Source organism: Brachybacterium sp. AOP24-D1-21 (assembly GCF_052378665.1).
In the GTDB taxonomy this organism is placed as follows: domain Bacteria; phylum Actinomycetota; class Actinomycetes; order Actinomycetales; family Dermabacteraceae; genus Brachybacterium.
On the sequence record NZ_JBQSXX010000002.1, the window covers coordinates 80,578 to 99,336 of the forward strand.

The following is an 18,759-nucleotide window of genomic DNA, read 5'->3' on the forward strand; positions in this document are numbered from 1 at the left end:
GCCTGGGAGGGCACCGGCGTTGCGTGATCAGAAGCCGGTTCAGCGGCGGGAGAGCATCTCCGAGACCAGGAAGGCGAGCTCGAGGGACTGCTGATGGTTCAGACGCGGGTCCACGAGGGTCTCGTAGCGGCGCGTCAGCCCCTCCTCGTCGATCGAGCCCGCGCCGCCGAGCACCTCGGTGACATCGTCGCCCGTGAGCTCCATGTGCAGGCCGGCGGGGATGGTGCCGAGCCCCTGATGGACTTCGAAGAAGCCGACGACCTCGTCGAGGATGTCCTCGAAGCGCCGAGTCTTGTAGCCGTTGGACGAGGTGATGGTGTTCCCGTGCATCGGATCTGTCACCCAGGCCACCTGGGCGCCGGAGTCACGCACCCCTTCGACCAGTGCCGGCAGACGATCACGGATCTTCCCCGCGCCCATCCGGGTGATGAAGGTCAGTCGCCCCGGCTCGCGCTCCGGATCGAGCTTGTCGATCAGCCGCAGCGCATCGTCGACGGATGCGTCGGGACCCAGCTTCACGCCGATCGGGTTGCGCAGTCGGGCCATGAAGTCCACGTGTGCCCCGTCGAGCTGGCGGGTCCGCTCACCGATCCAGAGGAAGTGACCGGAGCAGCCGTAGATCTCCCCGGTGCGGGAGTCAATCCTCGACAGCGCCTCCTCGTAGTCGAGCAGCAGCGCCTCGTGCGAGGCATAGAACTCCACCACCTTGAGCGCATCGAAATCCGCTCCGATGGCATCCATGAAGCGCACGGCCTTGTCGATCTGCCCAGCCAGCTCCTCGTAGCGGTCGTAGCCGGCACCGGAGGTGAAGCCGCGGTTCCAGGAGTGCACCTCACGCAGGTCGGCGAAGCCGCCGCCGGTGAAGGCACGCAGCAGGTTCAGGGTCGCAGCGCTCGTGGTGTAGGTCTTCCACAGCCGCTTCGGATCCGGGATCCGTGACTCGGGGGTGAAGGCGAACTCGTTGACAGCGTCCCCGCGATAGGTCGGCAGGGTCACGCCGTCACGCGTCTCCTCGTCAGCGGATCGCGGCTTGGCGAACTGCCCCGCCATCCGACCCATCTTCACCACCGGCACCGAGGCGCCGTAGGTGAGCACCGCGGCCATCTGCAGGATGGTGCGGATCTTGTTGCGGATGCGATCCGCGGTGGAATCGGCGAAGGTCTCCGCGCAGTCGCCACCGGCGAGCAGGAACGCCTCTCCCCGTGCGGCAGCAGCGATCCGGTCGCGCAACACATCGACCTCTCCGGCGAAGACCAGGGGCGGAGCGGACCGCAGATCGTCGAACACAGTTGCGCGTGCGGCGTCGTCGGGCCACACCGGCTGCTGCACCCGCGGATACTCGCGCCAGGCGCCGAGTGCTGCCAGGCCGTCGTCAGCCGAGGACAGGGAGAACGCATGCGCGCGGGCAGGGGCATCGGGGCTGAATTGAGTCACCTGCACAGGGTATCCAGTCCCCGCTCCAGCGGTGCGCGGATCCCACCAGCCGGTCCTCACACTGCGGCGTCACACTGCGGCGTCGGACTCCGCTGCTGCCGGGGAACCGCCCGCAGCGGCGCGCATCCGCTGCTTCACGACGTTCGCGTACTCCCCGGATCGTTGCTGGTCGGAGAGGGCGTGGATGCGATCCATCACCGCGTCGGTCACGGCTCGCAGAACTTTCGCCTCCTCCACTCCCTGGAGCGCGGCCGTGATCGTCTGCACGTCCACGGGCTCGCCGACGATGGCATGGATCCGGGGGCGGCGGTGCGGGAAGATCTTCCGTCCGCGTTGCGCTTCGAAGGCGCCCCTCATCGCGACCGGGATGATGGGCGCTCCGGTGACCAGCGCGAGACGAGCCACTCCGGTCTTGCCCCGGTAGAGCCGACCGTCCGGGCTGCGGGTCCCCTCGGGATAGATCCCGAGCACCTCGCCGCGTTCGAGCACCGCCAGACCGGCTTCGATCGCTGCCTTCGAGGCGCTGCCACCGCTGCGGTCCACGGGCATCACGTGCAGCCCTCGCATGACTGCTGCCACCAGACGGTTCACCGGGGAGCCGCCGGAGAAGATATCTGATTTGCCCAGGAAGTGAACACTGCGCCGCACCTGGCCGGGCAGGAAGACGGTGTCCGAATAGGCCTGGTGATTGGATGCCAGGATCACCGGCCCCTGGTCCGGGATGTTCTCGATGCCGCTGATGGTCGGGTTCCACAGCACCCGCACCACCCCCATCACGAAGGGCTTGGCAATCTCGTACAGCACTGGTGTACTCCTGGATCGGTGCTCCGACGAACGGCGAACGGACTGAACTGGTGGATCTGGATGCGACGATGTACCCATGGCGTTCAGCGAACTGTCCCGCCCCTGGAGCGTGCGGGCTCACTCTAACTCGCGTGGCGGTCTGCTCCTGTGCCACGGATTCACCGGTTCCCCCCAGTCCATGCGGCCCTGGGCCGAGGACCATGCCGAACGGGGCTGGGCGGTCGAGCTGCCGCTGCTGCCCGGGCATGCCCGCACCGAGCGGGAGCTCGCCGAGACGCGCTGGCAGGACTGGTACGGATGCGTGCGTGATGCGGCGCTGGACCTCTCCCAGGAGCAGGGCCCGATCGCTGTCGGCGGCCTGTCGATGGGAGGCGCCCTCGCTCTCGCACTCGCGGCCGACCCACAGCTGCGAGGACGCATCGCGGCCGTCGTGGCGGTCAACCCCGGGATGACGCTGCCGCCGGCGGCGAACTTCGCAGAGCTGATCGCGCCGGTGGTACGGACGTTGCCGGGCATCGGCTCCGATATCGCCCTTCCCGGCGCAGTCGAGGAGGCGTACGGGAAGATGCCCCTGCGCGCGGTCGCGCAGCTGCGACGGTTCTTCCGCCGCACCCGCCAGCAGCTGGGTGCGGTGGAGGTGCCGCTGCTGCTGGCCACCTCGAGCGTGGACCACACCGTCCCGCCCACGGACAGCGACATCGTCGCGGCCGGGGTGCGCGGGCCCGTGGAGCGTCTCGCGCTGCCGCGCAGCTATCACCTGGCACCACTGGATCACGACGCGGAGCTGCTGTTCGAGACCTCCGCACGCTTCCTGGACCAGCAGGTCGCAGGCTCGGGAGGTGGAGGATGACCCCCGATTCCGGCAAGGCCCGCGACCCCCGGGACGTGGACGCCGAGTTCGCCAGGATGCTCGAGGGCGAAGGCCTGGTGCTGCGACCGGGTGACGCTCCGCGCGAACCTGCTGCCGCCGCCCACCGCGACACCGAGGACGAGACGCCGCCGGACCCGCAGGAGGGCGACTCCCTGTGGTCCTTCAGCGCTGACTCGCCTGCGGAGCCGCCCAGCCCGGAATCGATCGCCAGGTCCCGGGCGCAGCATCCCGCAGCCGGGCTCGGCGACCCCACCGCCGGACTCCGAGGCGCCGCCGGCCCGCGGGAGCTGGATGACGACGAGGTCATCTATGGGGACTTCGAGCCCCCGGATCCTGATCTTCCGACGCCGTCAGAGGCAGCGCTGTGGTCCTGGACCGCGATGCTGGGCGGGTTCGTGCTGATGCTGGTCACCACGGTGACACCCTCCCTGCCCAGCTTCCTGGGCTGGATCGGCGGGCTCGCCGCACTGGGCGGGCTGGTCTCCCTGCTGCTGCGCGCGCCCCGAGAGCACCGCGACGACCCCCACGACGGGGCTGAGGTCTGATCGACGTGCTGTGAGCTCGCGAACGGCAGGAGACCAGACAGACCCATAGAGCCTGATCGACGTGCTGTGAGCTCGCGAACGGCAGGAGACCAGACAGACCAATAGAGCCTGATCGACGTGCTGTGAGCGACCGACGCCTCAGGCGCGAGCGAGATCCGCGGCGCCCACGATCCCGGCCCGGTTGCCCATGCTCGCGACCACGAACGGGGCCAGCGGCCGATGCGCCCGTGCGGTGAGGTTCTTGGAATAGGCCCCGCGTGCGGGGTCGAGGAGCAGATCCCCGGCGGCCGCGACGCCGCCGCCGACGACCACGATCTCAGGATCGAGCAGGGCCGCGATCGAGGCCACCCCGGTCCCGAGCCAGGTCCCGATCTCGGCGATCAGCTCCTGAGCGCCGGGATCACCCTGCTGGGCGAGCCGAGTGATCATGGGTCCGTCGATGTCCTTCCGCACCCCGCCGGCGGCCTGTACCAGGGGTCCCAGCAGCGGGTCCCCGGCGGAGGCGCGACGCTTCGCGGTGCGCACCATGGCGGTGCCCGCGGTGTACTGCTCCAGGCATCCGCGCCGGCCGCACCCGCACCACTGGCCGTCGGGCACGGCGGTCATGTGAGCGACCTCCCCCGCGAACCCTGCGGTCCCGCGCACGAGATGGCCATCCATCACGAGCGCGCCGCCCAGTCCGGTGCCCACGGTGACCATCAGCATGTGCTTCGCCTCGGTCGCGGCCCCGAAGCGATACTCGGCCCAGCCCGCGGCGTTCGCGTCGTTCTCGATGACCACCGGCAGTCCGGTGAGCCGCTCGAGCTCGTCCGCCAGCGGATGCTGACGCCAGGCAAGATTCGCGGCGAAGTTCACGGTGCGTCGGTCCGCCCCCACGAATCCGGCGGCGCCGACGCCCACCCCGACGACGTCGTGCTGGGCGCGCAGCTCGGCCACCGCGTCCGCCACTGCCGCCTCGATCAGCGCAGCGTCTGTGGCCGGAGTGCTGCGTGTGGTGGCGGCGATGATCTCGCCGTCCTCGTCGACCACCCCCGCCGCGATCTTGGTCCCGCCGATATCCACTCCGATGGAGAGCATGCCGCTCCTGTCCGCTTGCGCTGTGCCGTTGGCGGTGGCCGTCACGGGACCACCCGTGTCCATGTCCCACCTGCCTGTCGTGGCCCATCGTAAGCGTCTCCTGCCGTAGAATCGTATCGACCCCACCAGCGCTTCCGTACAAGCGTCCGGTACGCCGGCTGCACGCCACTGGCCGGATCAAAGGAGATTCGATGAAGCAGTTCACCTCCCCACCGCAGCATGAGAGCCGCCCCGAAGAGAACTCGACGGATCTGCTGCTCGGCAGGTTCCGCTCGAACCCTTCTGTGCCGATCTACGAACTCGTCCAGGACGACGGCACCTACTCTCCGGTGAGCACCGCAGATTTCATCGCCGAGGTGAAGCTCATCGCCAAGGGGCTGATCGCCTCCGGCATCGCCACGGGCGACGCCGTCGCGATCCTCTCCCGCACCCGGTACGAATGGGCACTCCTGGACTGGGCGATCTGGTGGACCGGCGGCGTCAGCATCCCGATCTACGAGACCTCCTCCCCCAGCCAGATCCAGTGGATCGCCTCGGACTCCGCGGCAACTTTCGTCGTCGTCGAATCCACCCGCCACAAGGAGGACGTGGAGTCAGTGCGGGGAGATCTCCCCCAGCTCGCGAACATCGGGGTGCTCGATGACGGCATCCTGGAGGAGCTGAAGGCCCGAGGCACCAACGTGAGCGACGAGGACCTCGAAGCCCGTCGCACGTCGCGCAGGATGGACGACATCGCGACCATCATCTACACCTCGGGGACCACTGGTCGCCCCAAGGGTGCGGAGCTCACCCACGCGAACTTCGTGGACACCACGCGCAGCGCCATAAACCTGCTCGGCAAAGAGGTGCTGCCTCCCGGATCCAAGCTGCTGATGTTCCTGCCGATGGCGCACGTCTTCGCGCGCCTGATCTCGGTGCTCGCGGTCGCCCAGCCGGTCACCACCGCCTTCACCGCGGACACGAAGAACCTGCTGCCGGATCTGGCCGCCTTCAAGCCGACGTTCCTGCTGGCCGTGCCGCGCGTGTTCGAGAAGGTCTACAATGGCGCGGAGGCGAAGGCGATCACCGGTGGCAAGGGCAAGATCTTCACCGCCGCCTCAGAAACCGCCATCGCCTATTCCAAGGCGCTCTCGGCGGGCAAGGTGCCCTTCACCCTGAAGGCCAAGCACGCCCTGTTCGACAAGCTGGTGTACGGCAAGCTGCGCCTGGCGATGGGCGGTCATGTCTCGTGGGCCGTCTCGGGCGGCGCTCCGCTGGGAGCGCGGCTGTCCCACTTCTTCCGCGGCATCGGCGTGACGATCCTCGAGGGCTACGGTCTCACCGAGTCCACTGCGCCGATCAGCGTGAACCTGCCCTGGGATGTACGCCCCGGCACCGTCGGCCCGCCGCTGCCCGGCGCGACCGTCGCGATCGATGAGAGCGGCGAGATCCTGGTCAAGGGCGTGATGATCTTCAAGGGGTACCACAACAACCCCGAGGCCACCGCCGAGTCGCTGCAGGATGGCTGGTTCCATACCGGGGACCTCGGCACGCTCGACGAGCACGGCAACCTCACCATCACGGGTCGCTCCAAGGAGGTCATCGTCACGGCAGGTGGGAAGAACATCTCCCCTGCCCAGCTCGAGGACCAGCTGCGCTCCCATCCCCTCGTCAGCCAGTGCGTGGTGATCGGCGATCAGAAGCCGTTCGTCGCCGCGATCCTCACGCTGGACGCCGAGATGCTCAGCACCTGGCTGAAGAACAACGGACTCCCCGACATGAGCGTTGCTCAGGCCGCACAGGACGAGCGCGTCCGGGCCGAGCTCCAGACCGTCGTGGACCGTGCGAACAGCTCCGTCTCACGAGCTGAGTCGATCCGCGCCTTCGAGGTGATCGATTCGGACTTCACCGAGGAGAACGGCTACCTCACCCCGTCGCTGAAGCTCAAGCGCAACGTCGTCGTCAAGGATCTCGAGGAGATCATCGACAGGATCTACTCGGGATCGAAGCCGACGGGCTGATCCTCGAGGGGGCGCGAGCGCTTCCGAATCTCTCACGGCCCCGATGGGCGGGTGACGCTGCGCATCTGCAGCAGCTGCCCGGCTGTCGGGGCCGCGTCATACCCTTCGACCATGTCTTCACGCGGCCAGTTGAGCTTCGATGATCTCGGTACCCCACTGGCAGAGGCCACCCTCGTGGTCGTCGACCTCGAGACCACGGGCACCGATGCCACGAGCGACGCGATCACAGAGATCGGAGCCGTGAAGGTCCGAGGCGGGGAGGTGCTCGGAGAATTCCGCACCTTCGTGGATCCCGAACGGCCGATCCCTGCCTTCATCGCCTCCCTCACCGGGATCACAGATGCCTCCGTCTCGGGCGCGCCGTCGATCCGCATCGCTCTGCCGATGTTCCTGGACTTCGTCGGCGGTGCCGCGCTGGTGGCGCACAACGCCCGCTTCGACATCGGATTCCTCAGCGCTCAAGCAGCGGCCTGCGAGATCAGCTGGCCGCGGCCGCAGGTCCTCGACACCCTCACCCTCGCCCGCACCGTGTTCCGACGGGACGAGGTGCGCAACCACAAGCTCTCGACGCTCGCCGCCCACGTCGGGGCGAGCATCACCCCGGACCATCGAGCACTGTCCGATGCCCGCGCCACCGTCGACGTCCTCCACGCGATCATCGAACGGCTCGGCCCAGCCGCGACCACTCTCGAGGACCTCAGCTCCGCCCACCGCCGGGTGAGCCCGGCCCAGCTGCGCAAGAAGCACCTCGCCTCGGCGATCCCCAGAGTCCCCGGGGTCTACCGCTTCCTCGACGCCCAGGGGGCAGTGCTCTACGTCGGGACCTCGCGGAACCTGCGATCGCGGGTGCGCACCTACTTCACCGCCGCGGAAACCCGTCGCAAGGTGCTCGACATGCTCCCTCGCGCAGAATCGATCGGAGTGATCGAGTGCGCCACGCCCACCGAGGCAAGAGTGCGCGAGCTGCGGATCATCGCGCAGGAGAAGCCGCCGTCCAATCGCCACGGCCTCACCCCGGAGAAGGCGCACTGGCTGCGTCTCGGAGCTGATACGGAAGGTCTGCGCGGGGCGCGACTGGCCAGGACCGAGGAGGACGGCTCTGCCCAGATCGGACCGCTGACCTCTCGGCATGACATCGAGCCGCTGCGTGGGCTGCTCACCGACGCGATTCAAGGGCGCGGCGCCGCCCTCGAAACAGGTGCACGGGGCGTTCCCGCCCCAGACCCTGGCCACCATGAGCGGCTCCGGCGCGCCATGCTGGATGATCCCCGAGAGGTGCTCGATCACGTCGCGGCGCGGCTGCGTGCTCACGTCGAATCCTCACGGTACGAGGACGCGGAGAAGCTGCGCAGGCTTGCTCTCACCTATCTCGCAGCAGCTCACCGCGCCTCCCGCCTGCGCGCCCTCGCAACCGTTCCGCTGCTGATCTGCGCACGGCCGAGTGCAGAAGCTGTGATCGGCGGGCGAGGCTGGGAGCTGCTCGCCGTGCGGCACGGACGCTTCTCGGGGACCACTCTCGTACCGGCGCACAAGGATCCCCTGCCCTTCGCGCGGTCACTCGCACTCACCGGGATCGGTGAGGCGGAGCTGGCCGCACCGCTGTGCCAGGGCTACCACCAGGAGGCCGAGATCATGCTGGGCTGGCTGGAGGGGGAAGGGGTGCGCACGGTGCTGACCGACGGGGCATGGCAGGTCCCTGCTCGTGCGCGTTTCGACCAGGAGCATCTCGCCCGGCGCTTCTCGCGGACCGGCGAGGGTCCAGCGGCATAGGCTCGGGGGAAAGCACCCTGGCGCACTCGGCGCCCCATCGAAGGAGTAGCAATGATCACAGCCATCGTCTCGATCGTCGTCGAGCCCAGCCGGATCCCCGAGGTCGCCGAGGCGGTCGTCGACATCCCGGGGATCGAGCAGGTCTATTCGGTCACCGGTGACGTGGATCTGATCGCCGTGGCGAGGGTCCGTGCGCACGAGGAGCTCGCGACCGTGATCGCCGATTCCCTGAGCAAGGTGGACGGCGTGCTCGACACCACCACCAACATCGCATTCAAGACCTACTCGAAGCGCGATCTGGACGCCGCCTTCGACCTGGGCATCAGCGGCTGATCGCTCCGGCTCGGGCCGAGCGGGCCCGGCACCCACGCCCGGCATCCACACGTGGCTGCGATGCCGGAGCTCAGCTCTGGCCCTCGGCCGCTTCCTGGGAGGCTGCCGCCCAGCGGAGGATGAGCTCTGCCGGACGACCCGAGTCGAGGGTGCGCCCGACCTCGTCGAAGGCGGCGGTGAAGCGCGCTTCGAATCCTTCCGATGCCGGCTGATCGATGCCGTCGAAGGCGAGCACGCCGGCTGCGGCGTTCAGCAGGACGGCGTCGCGGATGGGGCCCATCCGCCCACTGCGCTCGCCGGCGTAGAGGTCCCGTGCCACCTGAGCGTTCTCCTCGGCCGTCCCTCCCCGCAGGGCGTCGTGGCCGCTGCGAGGGACCGACAGCAGCTCCGCGGGGTCCAGCACATGCTCGCGCACCTCGCCGCCGCGCACCTCCCAGACATCCGACGGTGCTGTGACCGACAGCTCGTCCAGCCCGTCTTGCCCGCGGAAGACCAGCGCACTCGTATTCCGAGCGGCGAAGACCCCGGCGACGGTGGGGGCGATCCGAGCGTCCGCTACTCCCACTGCACTCGCCCGCGGGCGCGCAGGGTTCGTGATCGGACCCAGGATGTTCATCACGGTGGGGATGCCGAGTCCCCGGCGCGCCTCTGCCGCGTACTTCATCGAGGGGTGGAAGACCTGGGCGAACAGGAAGGTCATACCGATCCGCCCCACCAACTCCTCAACCATCGACACGGGCAGTTCCAGGCGCACGCCCAGCGCTTCGAGCACATCCGCGGAACCCGACTTCGAGGTGGAGGCCCGGTTCCCATGTTTGACGACGGTGCGGCCTGTCGCAGCGATCACCACCGACGCCATGGTCGAGATGTTCACGGTCTGGGCCAGATCCCCACCGGTGCCGACGATGTCGATCGACCGCGCCGGAGCATCGACCGGGCGGGCATGCGCGATCATCGAATCGGCCAGCGCCTCGAGCTCTGCGCTGGTGACACCCTTGGATTGCAGCGCGACCAGGAAACCGGCCAGCTGCACGGGACTCGAGTTGCCCGACATCACCTCGTCCATCGCCCAGACCGCCGCGGCACGGTCGAGCTCCTCGCCACGCACCAGATGTGCGGTGATCTGGGACCAGGTGGGGGTGTTCTCGCTCATGTGCTGATGATGTCATCATCACGAGCCTGATCGTCGACCTGATCACGGTGCGGATCACAGAACGGTCACGTCCCCGCACATGCCGGTCCACCTGCGCGGATCGGTCGCGTGTCCCGGTTCGTGACACGGCGTCAGGAGGGATATGCTGGCACGGTCCGCCCGGGGCGCAGGCCCCGCGTTGTGCCCGCTCGTCGTGTACTGGCACACCGATTCTGACCACACGACATAATGGTGACGTGACTACTGCGACCCTGCCTGTGCGCTCCGCCCCCGCTGCCGCCCCAGCGGTCGGCCGCCCGAACCCGACGCAGATCGGCACCCTCGTCTGGCTCGCCAGCGAGCTGATGTTCTTCGGCGGCCTGTTCGCCATGTTCTTCACGCTGCGATCCATGGCGCCGGATACCTTCACCGACGGCCAGTCGAACTTCACGCACGGCTTCGCGCTGCTGAACACCTCGATCCTGGTCTTCAGCTCGGTGACATGCCAGATCGGTGTCTACATCGCTGAGGGCCGGTGGCCGAACGGAACCACCTTCACCCCGCGCAAGCGCCGTGAGGGCTCACTCTTCAACATCGCCGGCTGGGGAATGATCGAGTGGTACACGCTCACCTTCATCCTCGGTGCGATCTTCGTCTCCGGCCAGGCCTACGAGTACACCGAGCTCGTCCACCACGGCGTGACGATGTCGTCCTCGCCGTTCAGCTCCGTGTTCTACCTCTCCACCGGATTCCACGGCATCCACGTGATCGGCGGGCTCATCGCCTTCCTGATGGTTCTCATGCGGGCCTACGCCTCGGAGAACTTCACCGCGCACGAGCAGGTCTCGGCCATCTGCATCTCGTACTACTGGCACTTCGTCGACGTGGTGTGGATCGTGCTGTTCTTCATCGTCTACATGCTCGATCCGATCCTCTCGCTCGGGAACTCCGGTCACGTCATCCCGGTCGACTTCAACTGGAGGGTCTTCTGATCCCCGGCGACGCCCGAGCTCCTTCGCTCGTGGCGTCCTCCTCGCCTGGTACTCCCCGCTCAGTCCGTCCCCTCCACGAATCGAGGTCCGAACCGTGAAGGCTCTCGCCGCACGTCGTCATCACCCGATGGCGCTACTCGTGATCCTGCTGCTCGCGCTCGTCGCGACCGGCGGGCTGTACGCGGCCCTGCAGCCGCAGACGGCCCAGGCCGAGGCCTACACGCAGGACGACATCGACGCCGGCGAGGCGCTCTTCCTCGCCAACTGCGCCACCTGCCACGGCCGCAACGCAGAGGGCCTCATCGACTCCGAGGGCAGCACCCTCGGCCCGTCGCTGATCGGTGTGGGCGCCGCCGCGGTCGACTTCCAGGTGGGCACCGGCCGTATGCCGATGCAGCACTCGGGTGCGCAGGCCGCCCGCAAGCCCCCGCAGATGAACGACGAGCAGACCAGCCAGCTGGCCGCCTACGTCGCTTCGCTGGGCCCCGGTCCTGCGATCCCGGCCGACGAATGGCTCGACACCAGCAAGGGCGACGCCACCAAGGGTGGCGAGATCTTCCGCATCAACTGCGCCATGTGCCACAACGCCGCCGGTGCCGGTGGTGCGTTGACCCGCGGCAAGTACGCCCCGCCGGTGACCGGCGTGGAGCCCAGGCACATCTACGGAGCCATGGAGACCGGCCCGCAGAACATGCCGGTCTTCAACGACAACAACCTCTCCCCCTCGGACAAGCGTGACGTCATCACGTACCTCGAGACCCTCGAAGAGAACGGCTCCCCCGGCGGTATCTCCCTGGGCTCGCTCGGTCCGGTGACCGAGGGTCTGTACGTGTGGACCATTGTCCTGTCCCTGCTCCTGGGCTGCGCTGTGTGGCTGGGGGCGAAGGCCAAGTGAATGCGAGCATGAACAACAATCTCGACGGCAGCTCCCCTGCCCGTGGCGTCAGCGCCATCGCACCCAAGGAGGGTGGCGGCTTCCCGAACCCGGGCCTGCCCCCTCACGTCCACCGCCAGGCGGATCTCTCGAAAGCTGCGGAGAAGCGCGCCGAGCGACTCGTTGCTGGCATGTTCGTGCTCAGCGTCGTGGGCACCGTCCTCTTCATCGCGGCGTACTTCCTGGTGACCCCGACGGGGATCAACCTCTTCGCTGAGGACGGCACCCCGAAGGCACTCTGGTGGTCGAACCTCACCACCGGCCTGGGCTTCGCGATCGCGGTGTTCTTCATCGGTGCAGCCGCCGTGCACTGGGCCAAGACCCTCATGCCCGACGAGGAGATGGTCGAGGAGCGGCACGACATCCGCAGCTCCGACGAGACTCGCGAGATCGCCGCCGGCATCATCACCGACGGCCTCGCCGAGTCCGGCGTCGCACGCCGCCCGGTGATCGTCACCGCCATGGTGGCCGCACTGGCCGCGCTGCCGATCGCCGTGCTCGCACCGCTGTCCACCCTGGGCCCCCTGCCGGGCGGCAGGCTCCACCACACCTTCTGGGGTCAGAACAGCGGACAGCGTCTGGCCCGAGACCACGACGGCACGCCGATCAAGCTCTCGGACGTCGCGATGAACTCGATCTTCCACGTCATGCCCGAGGGCCTGACCCACGAGACCGATCACTTCCTGGAGGAGCGCGCGAAGGCTGCTGCTGTGCTCGTCCGCATCGACCCAGCGCTCAGCAAGAACCCGGAGAGCATGGCGATGGGCGTCGAGGGCATCCTTGCGTTCTCGAAGATCTGCACCCATGTGGGCTGCCCCGTCGCTCTCTACGAGCAGCAGACCCACCACATGCTGTGCCCCTGCCACCAGTCCACCTTCGACGTCACCGACGGCGCAAAGGTGATCTTCGGCCCGGCACACCGTCCGCTTCCCCAGCTGCCGATCGAGGTGGACGACGAGGGCTACCTGGTGGCCCCCGGTGACTTCACCGAACCGATCGGGCCCAGCTTCTGGAACATCCACAAGGAAAAGTGATCTAGTGACGACCACGACTCCCAGTACCCGGAAGCAGACTTCCGACGCAGAGAACTCCTCGCGCGTGTACAAGCTCGGCGCGGTAGGCGGCGACTGGCTCGACCAGCGCGTCGCCGGCGGTGGCCTCGTCAAGTTCATGGCCCGCAAGATCTTCCCCGACCACTGGTCGTTCATGTTCGGCGAGGTGGCGCTCTACAGCTTCGTCATCCTGCTGATCTCGGGAACGTTCCTGACGATGTTCTTCGACCCCTCCATGGAGGAGGTCATCTACAACGGACCGTACGAGGCGCTGCAGGGCGCCATGATGTCCCGGGCCTTCGAATCCACCCTCGAGATCTCCTTCGAGGTCACCGGCGGTCTGCTGTTCCGGCAGATGCACCACTGGTCCGCGCTCGTGTTCATGGTCGCGATCTTCGTGCACATGTTCCGGGTGTTCTTCACCGGCGCATTCCGCAAGCCGCGTGAGCTGAACTGGCTCGTCGGCTTCTCGCTGATGGTGCTCGGGATGGTCGCGGGCTTCTCCGGCTACTCCCTCCCCGACGACGTGCTCTCCGGCAACGGCCTGCGAGTGATCGACGGCCTGATGAAGGCCATCCCGGTCGTGGGTACGTATCTGTCGATGCTGCTCTTCGGTGGCGAATTCCCGGGCACTTCCGTCATCCCGCGGCTGTTCACCATTCATATCCTGCTGGTGCCCGCGATGATTCTTGGATTGATCGCGATCCACCTGGTGCTGCTGGTGCTGCACAAGCACACCCAGTACCCCGGGCCTGGTCGCACCGAGCGCAATGTCGTCGGCTTCCCCGTGTTCCCGGTCTACGCGGCGAAGGCAGGCGGATTCTTCTTCCTGGTCTTCGGCGTCATCACGTTCATCTCGGCGACCACCTCCATCAACGGTGTGTGGAACTACGGGCCGTACGATCCCTCGCCGGTCTCGGCAGGTTCGCAGCCTGACTGGTACATGCTCTGGACCGACGGCGGATTGCGCCTCATTCCGGGCTGGGAGTCGACGATCTTCGGCTACGTGCTCTCCTGGAACATCCTGATCCCGATGGTCATCTACGGGGCCCTGCTGGGCGTGCTTGCCCTGTACCCGTTCATCGAAGCGTGGGTGACCGGCGACGATCGCGAACACCACCTCAACGATCTGCCGTACAACACCCCGGTCCGCACCGGAATCGGTGTCGCCTGGATTATGACCTACCTGATCCTCGCCCTGGCCGCGACCAACGACCTCATCGCGATCGCGCTCCAGCTGTCGATCAACGACCTGACCTGGGCTCTGCGCATCTCGTTCTTCGTGGTGCCGGTGCTGTCCTTCTACATCACGAAGAGACTGTGCCTGTCGATCCAGCGTCAGAAGCGCGACCTGGCGCTGCATGGCGAGGAGACTTCCCGGATCGTGCGCACGGAGACCGGCAACATGATCGAGATCCACAAGCCGCTCACCGATTACGACCGCTGGGTGCTGGTGCAGCACGACGACTACCGACCGCTCAAGGCCGGCAAGGGCGTCTCCTCACTGCGGGCGAAGGCCACGAGCTTCTTCTTCAGTGACCGGATCTCGCCGGTCACGCCCTCTGAGCTCCGCGAGGCTCTCGAGCACGCGGGCCACGAGAAGCACATCATCGATGAGCTCACAGGTGGGGACTACCGCACCCCCGCCGAGAAGACTCAGCACTGAGCCGCTCGCGGCATCAGCGAGTTCGATGACGAAGGGCCCCGAGGATCATTTCCTCGGGGCCCTTCCTCATGGGTGGACGTGATGGGTTGAGCTAGCGTGCGGCCTCATCATCTGCTCTCGCTCCCCAGCGGCTCTCCCTCCTCATCTGCCTTGGCTCCCCAGCGCTCCCCACCTTCTGAGGACCGGACGACGCTACCCCGGGAGCCGAGAATGGCTCCGGGGCGCGGAGCGACGAGACAGCCGTCGTTTACGAGGAACTCACTCCAGGTGCGGATTCAGGGGTCGGGAGGCGCGATCCTGCCGCCTCCCCGCCACCGCATCGGTGAGATAGCGGGCTGCCAGCAGGCCCAGACTGCGGTTCGTACGACGTAGCCGGCGCACACAGCGCAAGGGGGCGACGGCTGGATCCAGTCCTGCATAGGCGAGCACATCCCTCGCCCAGACAACAGCGTCCTCGAGACCGTCCTTCCCGGGAAAGAGGCGGCACAGCTCCTCCTGTGCCCGGCCCACCGGATCTGCCACTCCGCCGATCATGTTCACTCCCCTGGCTCGCTCTCGGGCGCCGGTACTCCAGGCGCCCAGACACCGGGGCACCCCGGTGGGCTCACACGCTACACGGCCAGATAGCCTGATCGTCTGGACTTGAAAGCGCTCATACCGCCCTGCATAAGGCGGTGCGCCGCCTGGGCGGCGAAGCCGCCGTACGCGGCCCTGATGGCGCTCATCGATTTTCCCCAGAGTTGCTCGGTGAAGCTCCCCAGGGTCGCGGGGTTAGGTTAGCCGAGGTTCGTGCCGGTGGTGGCGCGGCGAATTTCTTCGGCGGCGGTGGCGTGGTGACGGAGCCTGTAGGAGGCGCCGTCGAGGGTCACGACGACGGAGCGGTGGAGAAGCCGATCGAGCATCGCGGCGGCGACGGTAGTGTCGCCGAGGATCTCTCCCCAGGCACCGACTGGCCTGTTCGTGGTGATCACGATCGAAGTCTTCAGGTAGCGCTGGTTGATGACTTGGAACAGGGCCGAGGCAGCTTCGGCCGGCAGCGGCAGATAGCCGAGCTCGTCGATGATCAGCAGAGTCGGGCCGGCGAAGAACCGCATCATCGTGGACCACTTCCCCTCGATCGCGGCGCGGTGGCAGCGAGCGGCGAGGTCAGCGGCGGAGGTGAAGTAGACCCGATAGCCAGCATTGACTGCGGCGTGGCCGAGGCCGGTGGCGATGTGGGTCTTACCCACTCCGGGCGGACCGATGAGCAGCACGTTCGTCGCGTTCTCCAGGAACCGGCAGGTCCCGAGCTCTGCGAGGAGGTTCGGGTCGATGCCGGAGGCGGCGTCGTGGTCGAAGTTGCTCAGCGTCGCTCCGGTGGGCAGGTTCGCGAACCGGAACCGGCCCGCGAGGCGACGTTTCTCGGTGGCGCTCACCTCGATCGCCAGCAGTTGCTCCAGGGCGTGGGTGAGGGTCCAGTCTTCGGCCTGGGCTTGATCCAGGATGCCGGGGAGGGCTTCGGCGGCGTCCGCGAGCTTCAGCTCGTCCAGGTGGCCCTTGAGCTGCTGATAGACACTCGCAGGAGTCGGAGCGGGTGAGGTGGTGGTCATGTCAGGGTGTTCCTGTTCTTCGCGGCCTGCTCATAGGCGGCCAGGTCGATCACGGTGGCGTTCGGGGCCGGCGGCCCGGTCAAGACCTGGGCAGCGGCCAGCGCCGCAGCACCGGGTGGGATGCGTTCCTTTCGGCGGTGGGGCCGTCCCGGCGGGGCCGAGGCCAGCGCGATGGTCTCCAGCGCGGTGACGTGCTGATCGGTGCGCTGGGTGATGCCCAGACCGGGCTCGGCCAGGCGGTGACGAGCAACCGCCGCGCCGGAGGTGGTGGTGATCTCGATGTGGTCCTTGCCGAGGTGCTGATGAACATTGACCGTGGCCATCGCGAGTTCGGGTGGGACGGAGTATCGGTTGCCGCGCCAGTGGATCAGGGCCTGCCGCGAGACGGTCCGGTGTTCGGTCACCACCACCGGGAACGCCATCGGCGGCAGGGGCCGGAGCCGCTCTTGAGCACGCATCGCCGCTGCGGTGGTGGTCCCGGTCGGGCTCTCGCGGCGGCGGCCGTCCTGCCGGGCCGCGAACGTTTCGAGGGAGGTCTGGGCCTGCTCGGCCGTGATCTCGTCGGGCAGGGTTCGCCACCAGCGTTGGGCGGCGGTGTGGTTGTTCTTCTCGACCACGCCCTTGCGGTTGCCTGAGCGGGGTCGGCAGGTGACGGCCTGGACTCCGTGGTGCTTCGCGAACGCGGAGAACATCGCGGTCAGGTCCCCGGTGGCGGGGTCCAGCACGGTCCGCATCCGATCGAACCGCCACACCCTGGTCAGCCCTCCGAGGAGGGAAAGCACGGTCGTCATCGCGGCCAGCAGGTGGGGCAGGTCCATCGAGGGCGCGATCGCGGCCCGCCAGACGCCGGAGTGGGCGAGCGAGCCGACCAGCAGGAACGCTCGCTTCGTGGGGTAGGCCCACTGCTCGGGTGCGTCGGGCAGCTCGAGCCAGTCGAACTGAGTCTCCTCCCCGGGCGGATGCTCGATCACCGCATTCGGACGCTTCGTGACGTGGGCGCAGGCCTGGCAGGCCGGCCGCAACGACCGGTCACGGATCTGCCGGGTCAGGGACTGGTAAGAGCCCTCGAACCCCAGCGGCCGCAGCTCGTCCAGCAGCGTCACGGCCCAGAGGTGGGGGTCCTCGATCAGTCTGGCGGTGACGTAGTCGGTGAAGGGCCCGAATGCGTCCGGGACGGCGGGTTTACGGACTCCGGGCTCGCGGTCGCCGCGGAGGTAGGAACGGATGGTCTTGCGGTCATGGCCGGTGCGTCGGGCGATCTCGCTGATCGTGATTCCCTGCCGGTGCAGAGCGTGGATGTCCACGCTGCTCCTCTCTGAGAGCATGAGCGTTGGGCCTCCCTGGAAGGCTGGTGAGTGGTCAGAGACCACCAGCATCCAGGGAGACCCGCCTCATGCGACGGAGCGACCCAGACTGGGGAATTTCGGTGAGCACAACTGGGGAATTTCGGCGAGCGTCATCAGCCCCGTAACGCCACCAGAGCCACCAGAGCCACCAGAGCCACCGTGCACCGCCGGCAGCGATCCATCCCACGCCCGTCGGATAATCGAGTTAATAGTCTGTACAGGAGCGAACGCACTCGTAACGCTGCAGTACCTCATAGGGCGACATCGGGGCTAAGGCGCTCATGGAAGCTCCCCAGTTGCGCTCACCGGGTGACACCGCCGGCAGACATGCCTCAGAGCCAGTCACAACCGCCCTGCGCGGGCCGAGACCACTAGAGCGCAGCACCACGCATCGCGGGGAGCAGGCCGCTCACCGCAGCGCGCAGGGCGCTGAACTAAATCCACCGCTCCCCCTTGGCGATCGTGCGTTTCGCGCTCGCACCCGGCTGAACCGGCGTCCAGCTCCACAACTCTGGCTTGGCTCTAGTGGGTTGCGGGAGGAGTCCGCTGCCAAGAGCCTCTCTCACCGCGCTGCGGGAGTCAGACGTGGCCCCATTCCTACGAGGCTGGCCCCTGAGGAATCCACAGCTCGCCCAGCATATGCAGAGGGAAACGGCCCCGGCGGTGGACTGCGCGGCGCCAGCGGCACAGGGGCGAGGAGCATAGCGCAGAGACGACGAGTAGAGGGCCTCGCATCGTCGAAACGATGCGAGGCCCTCTGCAGCTCTGTCCCTTCGCAGGGAGGTGGAGCTCTTGATCAGTGCGCGTGCTGTCCCACCGAGAACTCCATGACCCACAGCAGGATCCCGTAGATGGAGAAGATGACGCCGAAGGCGAAGATCCACCAGCCGGCGGCAACGCCCAGGAAGCAGAGCGCAGCGCCGAGGGAAGCCCATAGGGGTGCCCAGCTGTACGGGGAGAAGCTTCCCTGCACGCCAGAATCGTCGGAGACCTCACCGTCCAGCTCATCGGACGCGCCGAGGTCGCTGTTCTTGGCCGCCAGTGAGGTCGCCATGGCGATCATGACCGAGAGCCCCGTCAGACCGAGCAGCGCGGGGAATCCGACGGGCTCGATGCCGAGTGGTTCGTACAGCCCGGTGAGGATGCCGTACGCGATCGCGACGATCAGGAAGAAGACCGCCAGGATCCAGAAGATCTTTGCCGTTGCTCTCATG

17 protein-coding genes are annotated in these 18,759 nt (G+C 67.5%); 9 read left to right on the forward strand and 8 right to left on the reverse strand.

The genetic code is table 11. From position 1 onward, the window contains the following. Positions 1–39 precede the first annotated feature (39 nt). Together ACT3UF_RS15085 and ACT3UF_RS15090 are read right to left on the reverse strand one after the other, a co-directional pair. A complete protein-coding gene (locus tag ACT3UF_RS15085; protein ID WP_441445423.1) occupies positions 40–1,434 on the reverse strand; it encodes a class II 3-deoxy-7-phosphoheptulonate synthase in 1,395 nt (464 codons plus the stop codon). A gap of 69 nt (positions 1,435–1,503) precedes the next feature. Further along, complete coding sequence (locus ACT3UF_RS15090) at positions 1,504–2,238, reverse strand: lysophospholipid acyltransferase family protein (protein ID WP_441445422.1); 735 nt, start codon at positions 2,236–2,238, stop codon at positions 1,504–1,506. 76 nt (positions 2,239–2,314) lie between these two features. On the opposite strand from ACT3UF_RS15090, the gene ACT3UF_RS15095 reads away from it, so the two are divergent. Together ACT3UF_RS15095 and ACT3UF_RS15100 are read left to right on the forward strand one after the other, a co-directional pair. Further along, positions 2,315–3,088, forward strand: a complete 774-nt coding sequence (locus tag ACT3UF_RS15095) for an alpha/beta hydrolase (RefSeq protein ID WP_441445421.1) — start codon at positions 2,315–2,317, stop codon at positions 3,086–3,088. Then, positions 3,085–3,654: a hypothetical protein gene (locus tag ACT3UF_RS15100; protein WP_441445420.1), complete on the forward strand. Its 570-nt coding sequence runs from the start codon at positions 3,085–3,087 to the stop codon at positions 3,652–3,654. Before ACT3UF_RS15095 ends, ACT3UF_RS15100 begins: the two co-directional genes overlap by 4 nt. 138 nt (positions 3,655–3,792) lie before the next feature. Here the strand turns inward: ACT3UF_RS15100 and ACT3UF_RS15105 are convergent, their stop codons facing one another. Further along, positions 3,793–4,731: an ROK family glucokinase gene (locus ACT3UF_RS15105; protein WP_441445419.1), complete on the reverse strand. Its 939-nt coding sequence runs from the start codon at positions 4,729–4,731 to the stop codon at positions 3,793–3,795. A gap of 191 nt (positions 4,732–4,922) precedes the next feature. Here ACT3UF_RS15105 and ACT3UF_RS15110 point away from each other — a divergent pair, with 191 nt between their 5' ends. The 3 genes from ACT3UF_RS15110 to ACT3UF_RS15120 all read left to right on the forward strand — a co-directional run bounded on the left by ACT3UF_RS15110 (position 4,923) and on the right by ACT3UF_RS15120 (position 8,834). After that, a complete protein-coding gene (locus ACT3UF_RS15110) occupies positions 4,923–6,731 on the forward strand; it encodes an AMP-dependent synthetase/ligase (RefSeq protein ID WP_441445418.1) in 1,809 nt (602 codons plus the stop codon). A 111-nt stretch (positions 6,732–6,842) separates the two neighbouring features. Continuing rightward, positions 6,843–8,501 carry a DEDD exonuclease domain-containing protein gene (locus ACT3UF_RS15115; protein WP_441445417.1) on the forward strand — a complete coding sequence of 553 codons (1,659 nt, stop codon included), beginning with the start codon at positions 6,843–6,845 and terminating at the stop codon, positions 8,499–8,501. Between the two features lie 51 nt (positions 8,502–8,552). Continuing rightward, positions 8,553–8,834 carry an Lrp/AsnC family transcriptional regulator gene (locus ACT3UF_RS15120; RefSeq protein ID WP_441445416.1) on the forward strand — a complete coding sequence of 94 codons (282 nt, stop codon included), beginning with the start codon at positions 8,553–8,555 and terminating at the stop codon, positions 8,832–8,834. A gap of 70 nt (positions 8,835–8,904) precedes the next feature. Here the strand turns inward: ACT3UF_RS15120 and trpD are convergent, their stop codons facing one another. Beyond that, the gene (gene trpD / locus ACT3UF_RS15125; protein WP_441445415.1) at positions 8,905–9,987 is read right to left on the reverse strand and encodes an anthranilate phosphoribosyltransferase; all 1,083 of its coding nucleotides are present in this window, start codon (positions 9,985–9,987) and stop codon (positions 8,905–8,907) included. Between the two features lie 236 nt (positions 9,988–10,223). Here trpD and ctaE point away from each other — a divergent pair, with 236 nt between their 5' ends. The 4 genes from ctaE (at position 10,224) to qcrB (ending at position 14,610) form a co-directional block, all read left to right on the forward strand. Next, positions 10,224–10,958 (forward strand): aa3-type cytochrome oxidase subunit III, encoded by a 735-nt coding sequence (ctaE, locus tag ACT3UF_RS15130; RefSeq protein WP_441445414.1) that lies wholly within the window; start codon positions 10,224–10,226, stop codon positions 10,956–10,958. 94 nt (positions 10,959–11,052) lie between these two features. Next, complete coding sequence (gene qcrC / locus ACT3UF_RS15135) at positions 11,053–11,853, forward strand: cytochrome bc1 complex diheme cytochrome c subunit (RefSeq protein WP_442332231.1); 801 nt, start codon at positions 11,053–11,055, stop codon at positions 11,851–11,853. An 8-nt stretch (positions 11,854–11,861) separates the two neighbouring features. Next, complete coding sequence (gene qcrA / locus ACT3UF_RS15140; protein WP_441445412.1) at positions 11,862–12,926, forward strand: cytochrome bc1 complex Rieske iron-sulfur subunit; 1,065 nt, start codon at positions 11,862–11,864, stop codon at positions 12,924–12,926. Positions 12,927–12,930: 4 nt separating this feature from the next. Next, a complete protein-coding gene (gene qcrB / locus ACT3UF_RS15145; RefSeq protein ID WP_444502673.1) occupies positions 12,931–14,610 on the forward strand; it encodes a cytochrome bc1 complex cytochrome b subunit in 1,680 nt (559 codons plus the stop codon). A 258-nt stretch (positions 14,611–14,868) separates the two neighbouring features. Here the strand turns inward: qcrB and ACT3UF_RS15150 are convergent, their stop codons facing one another. From ACT3UF_RS15150 to ctaF, 4 genes are all read right to left on the reverse strand, one after another. Continuing rightward, positions 14,869–15,144: a hypothetical protein gene (locus ACT3UF_RS15150; protein WP_444608421.1), complete on the reverse strand. Its 276-nt coding sequence runs from the start codon at positions 15,142–15,144 to the stop codon at positions 14,869–14,871. A gap of 242 nt (positions 15,145–15,386) precedes the next feature. Continuing rightward, on the reverse strand, positions 15,387–16,199 hold the full coding sequence (gene istB / locus ACT3UF_RS15155) for an IS21-like element helper ATPase IstB (protein WP_444607032.1): 813 nt from the start codon (positions 16,197–16,199) through the stop codon (positions 15,387–15,389). After that, positions 16,196–17,503, reverse strand: coding sequence for an IS21 family transposase (gene istA / locus ACT3UF_RS15160; protein WP_444607965.1), 1,308 nt, complete (start codon positions 17,501–17,503; stop codon positions 16,196–16,198). Before istA ends, istB begins: the two co-directional genes overlap by 4 nt. 838 nt (positions 17,504–18,341) lie before the next feature. Then, on the reverse strand, positions 18,342–18,758 hold the full coding sequence (gene ctaF / locus ACT3UF_RS15165) for an aa3-type cytochrome oxidase subunit IV (RefSeq protein WP_444502503.1): 417 nt from the start codon (positions 18,756–18,758) through the stop codon (positions 18,342–18,344). Between the last annotated feature and the right edge of the window lies 1 nt (position 18,759).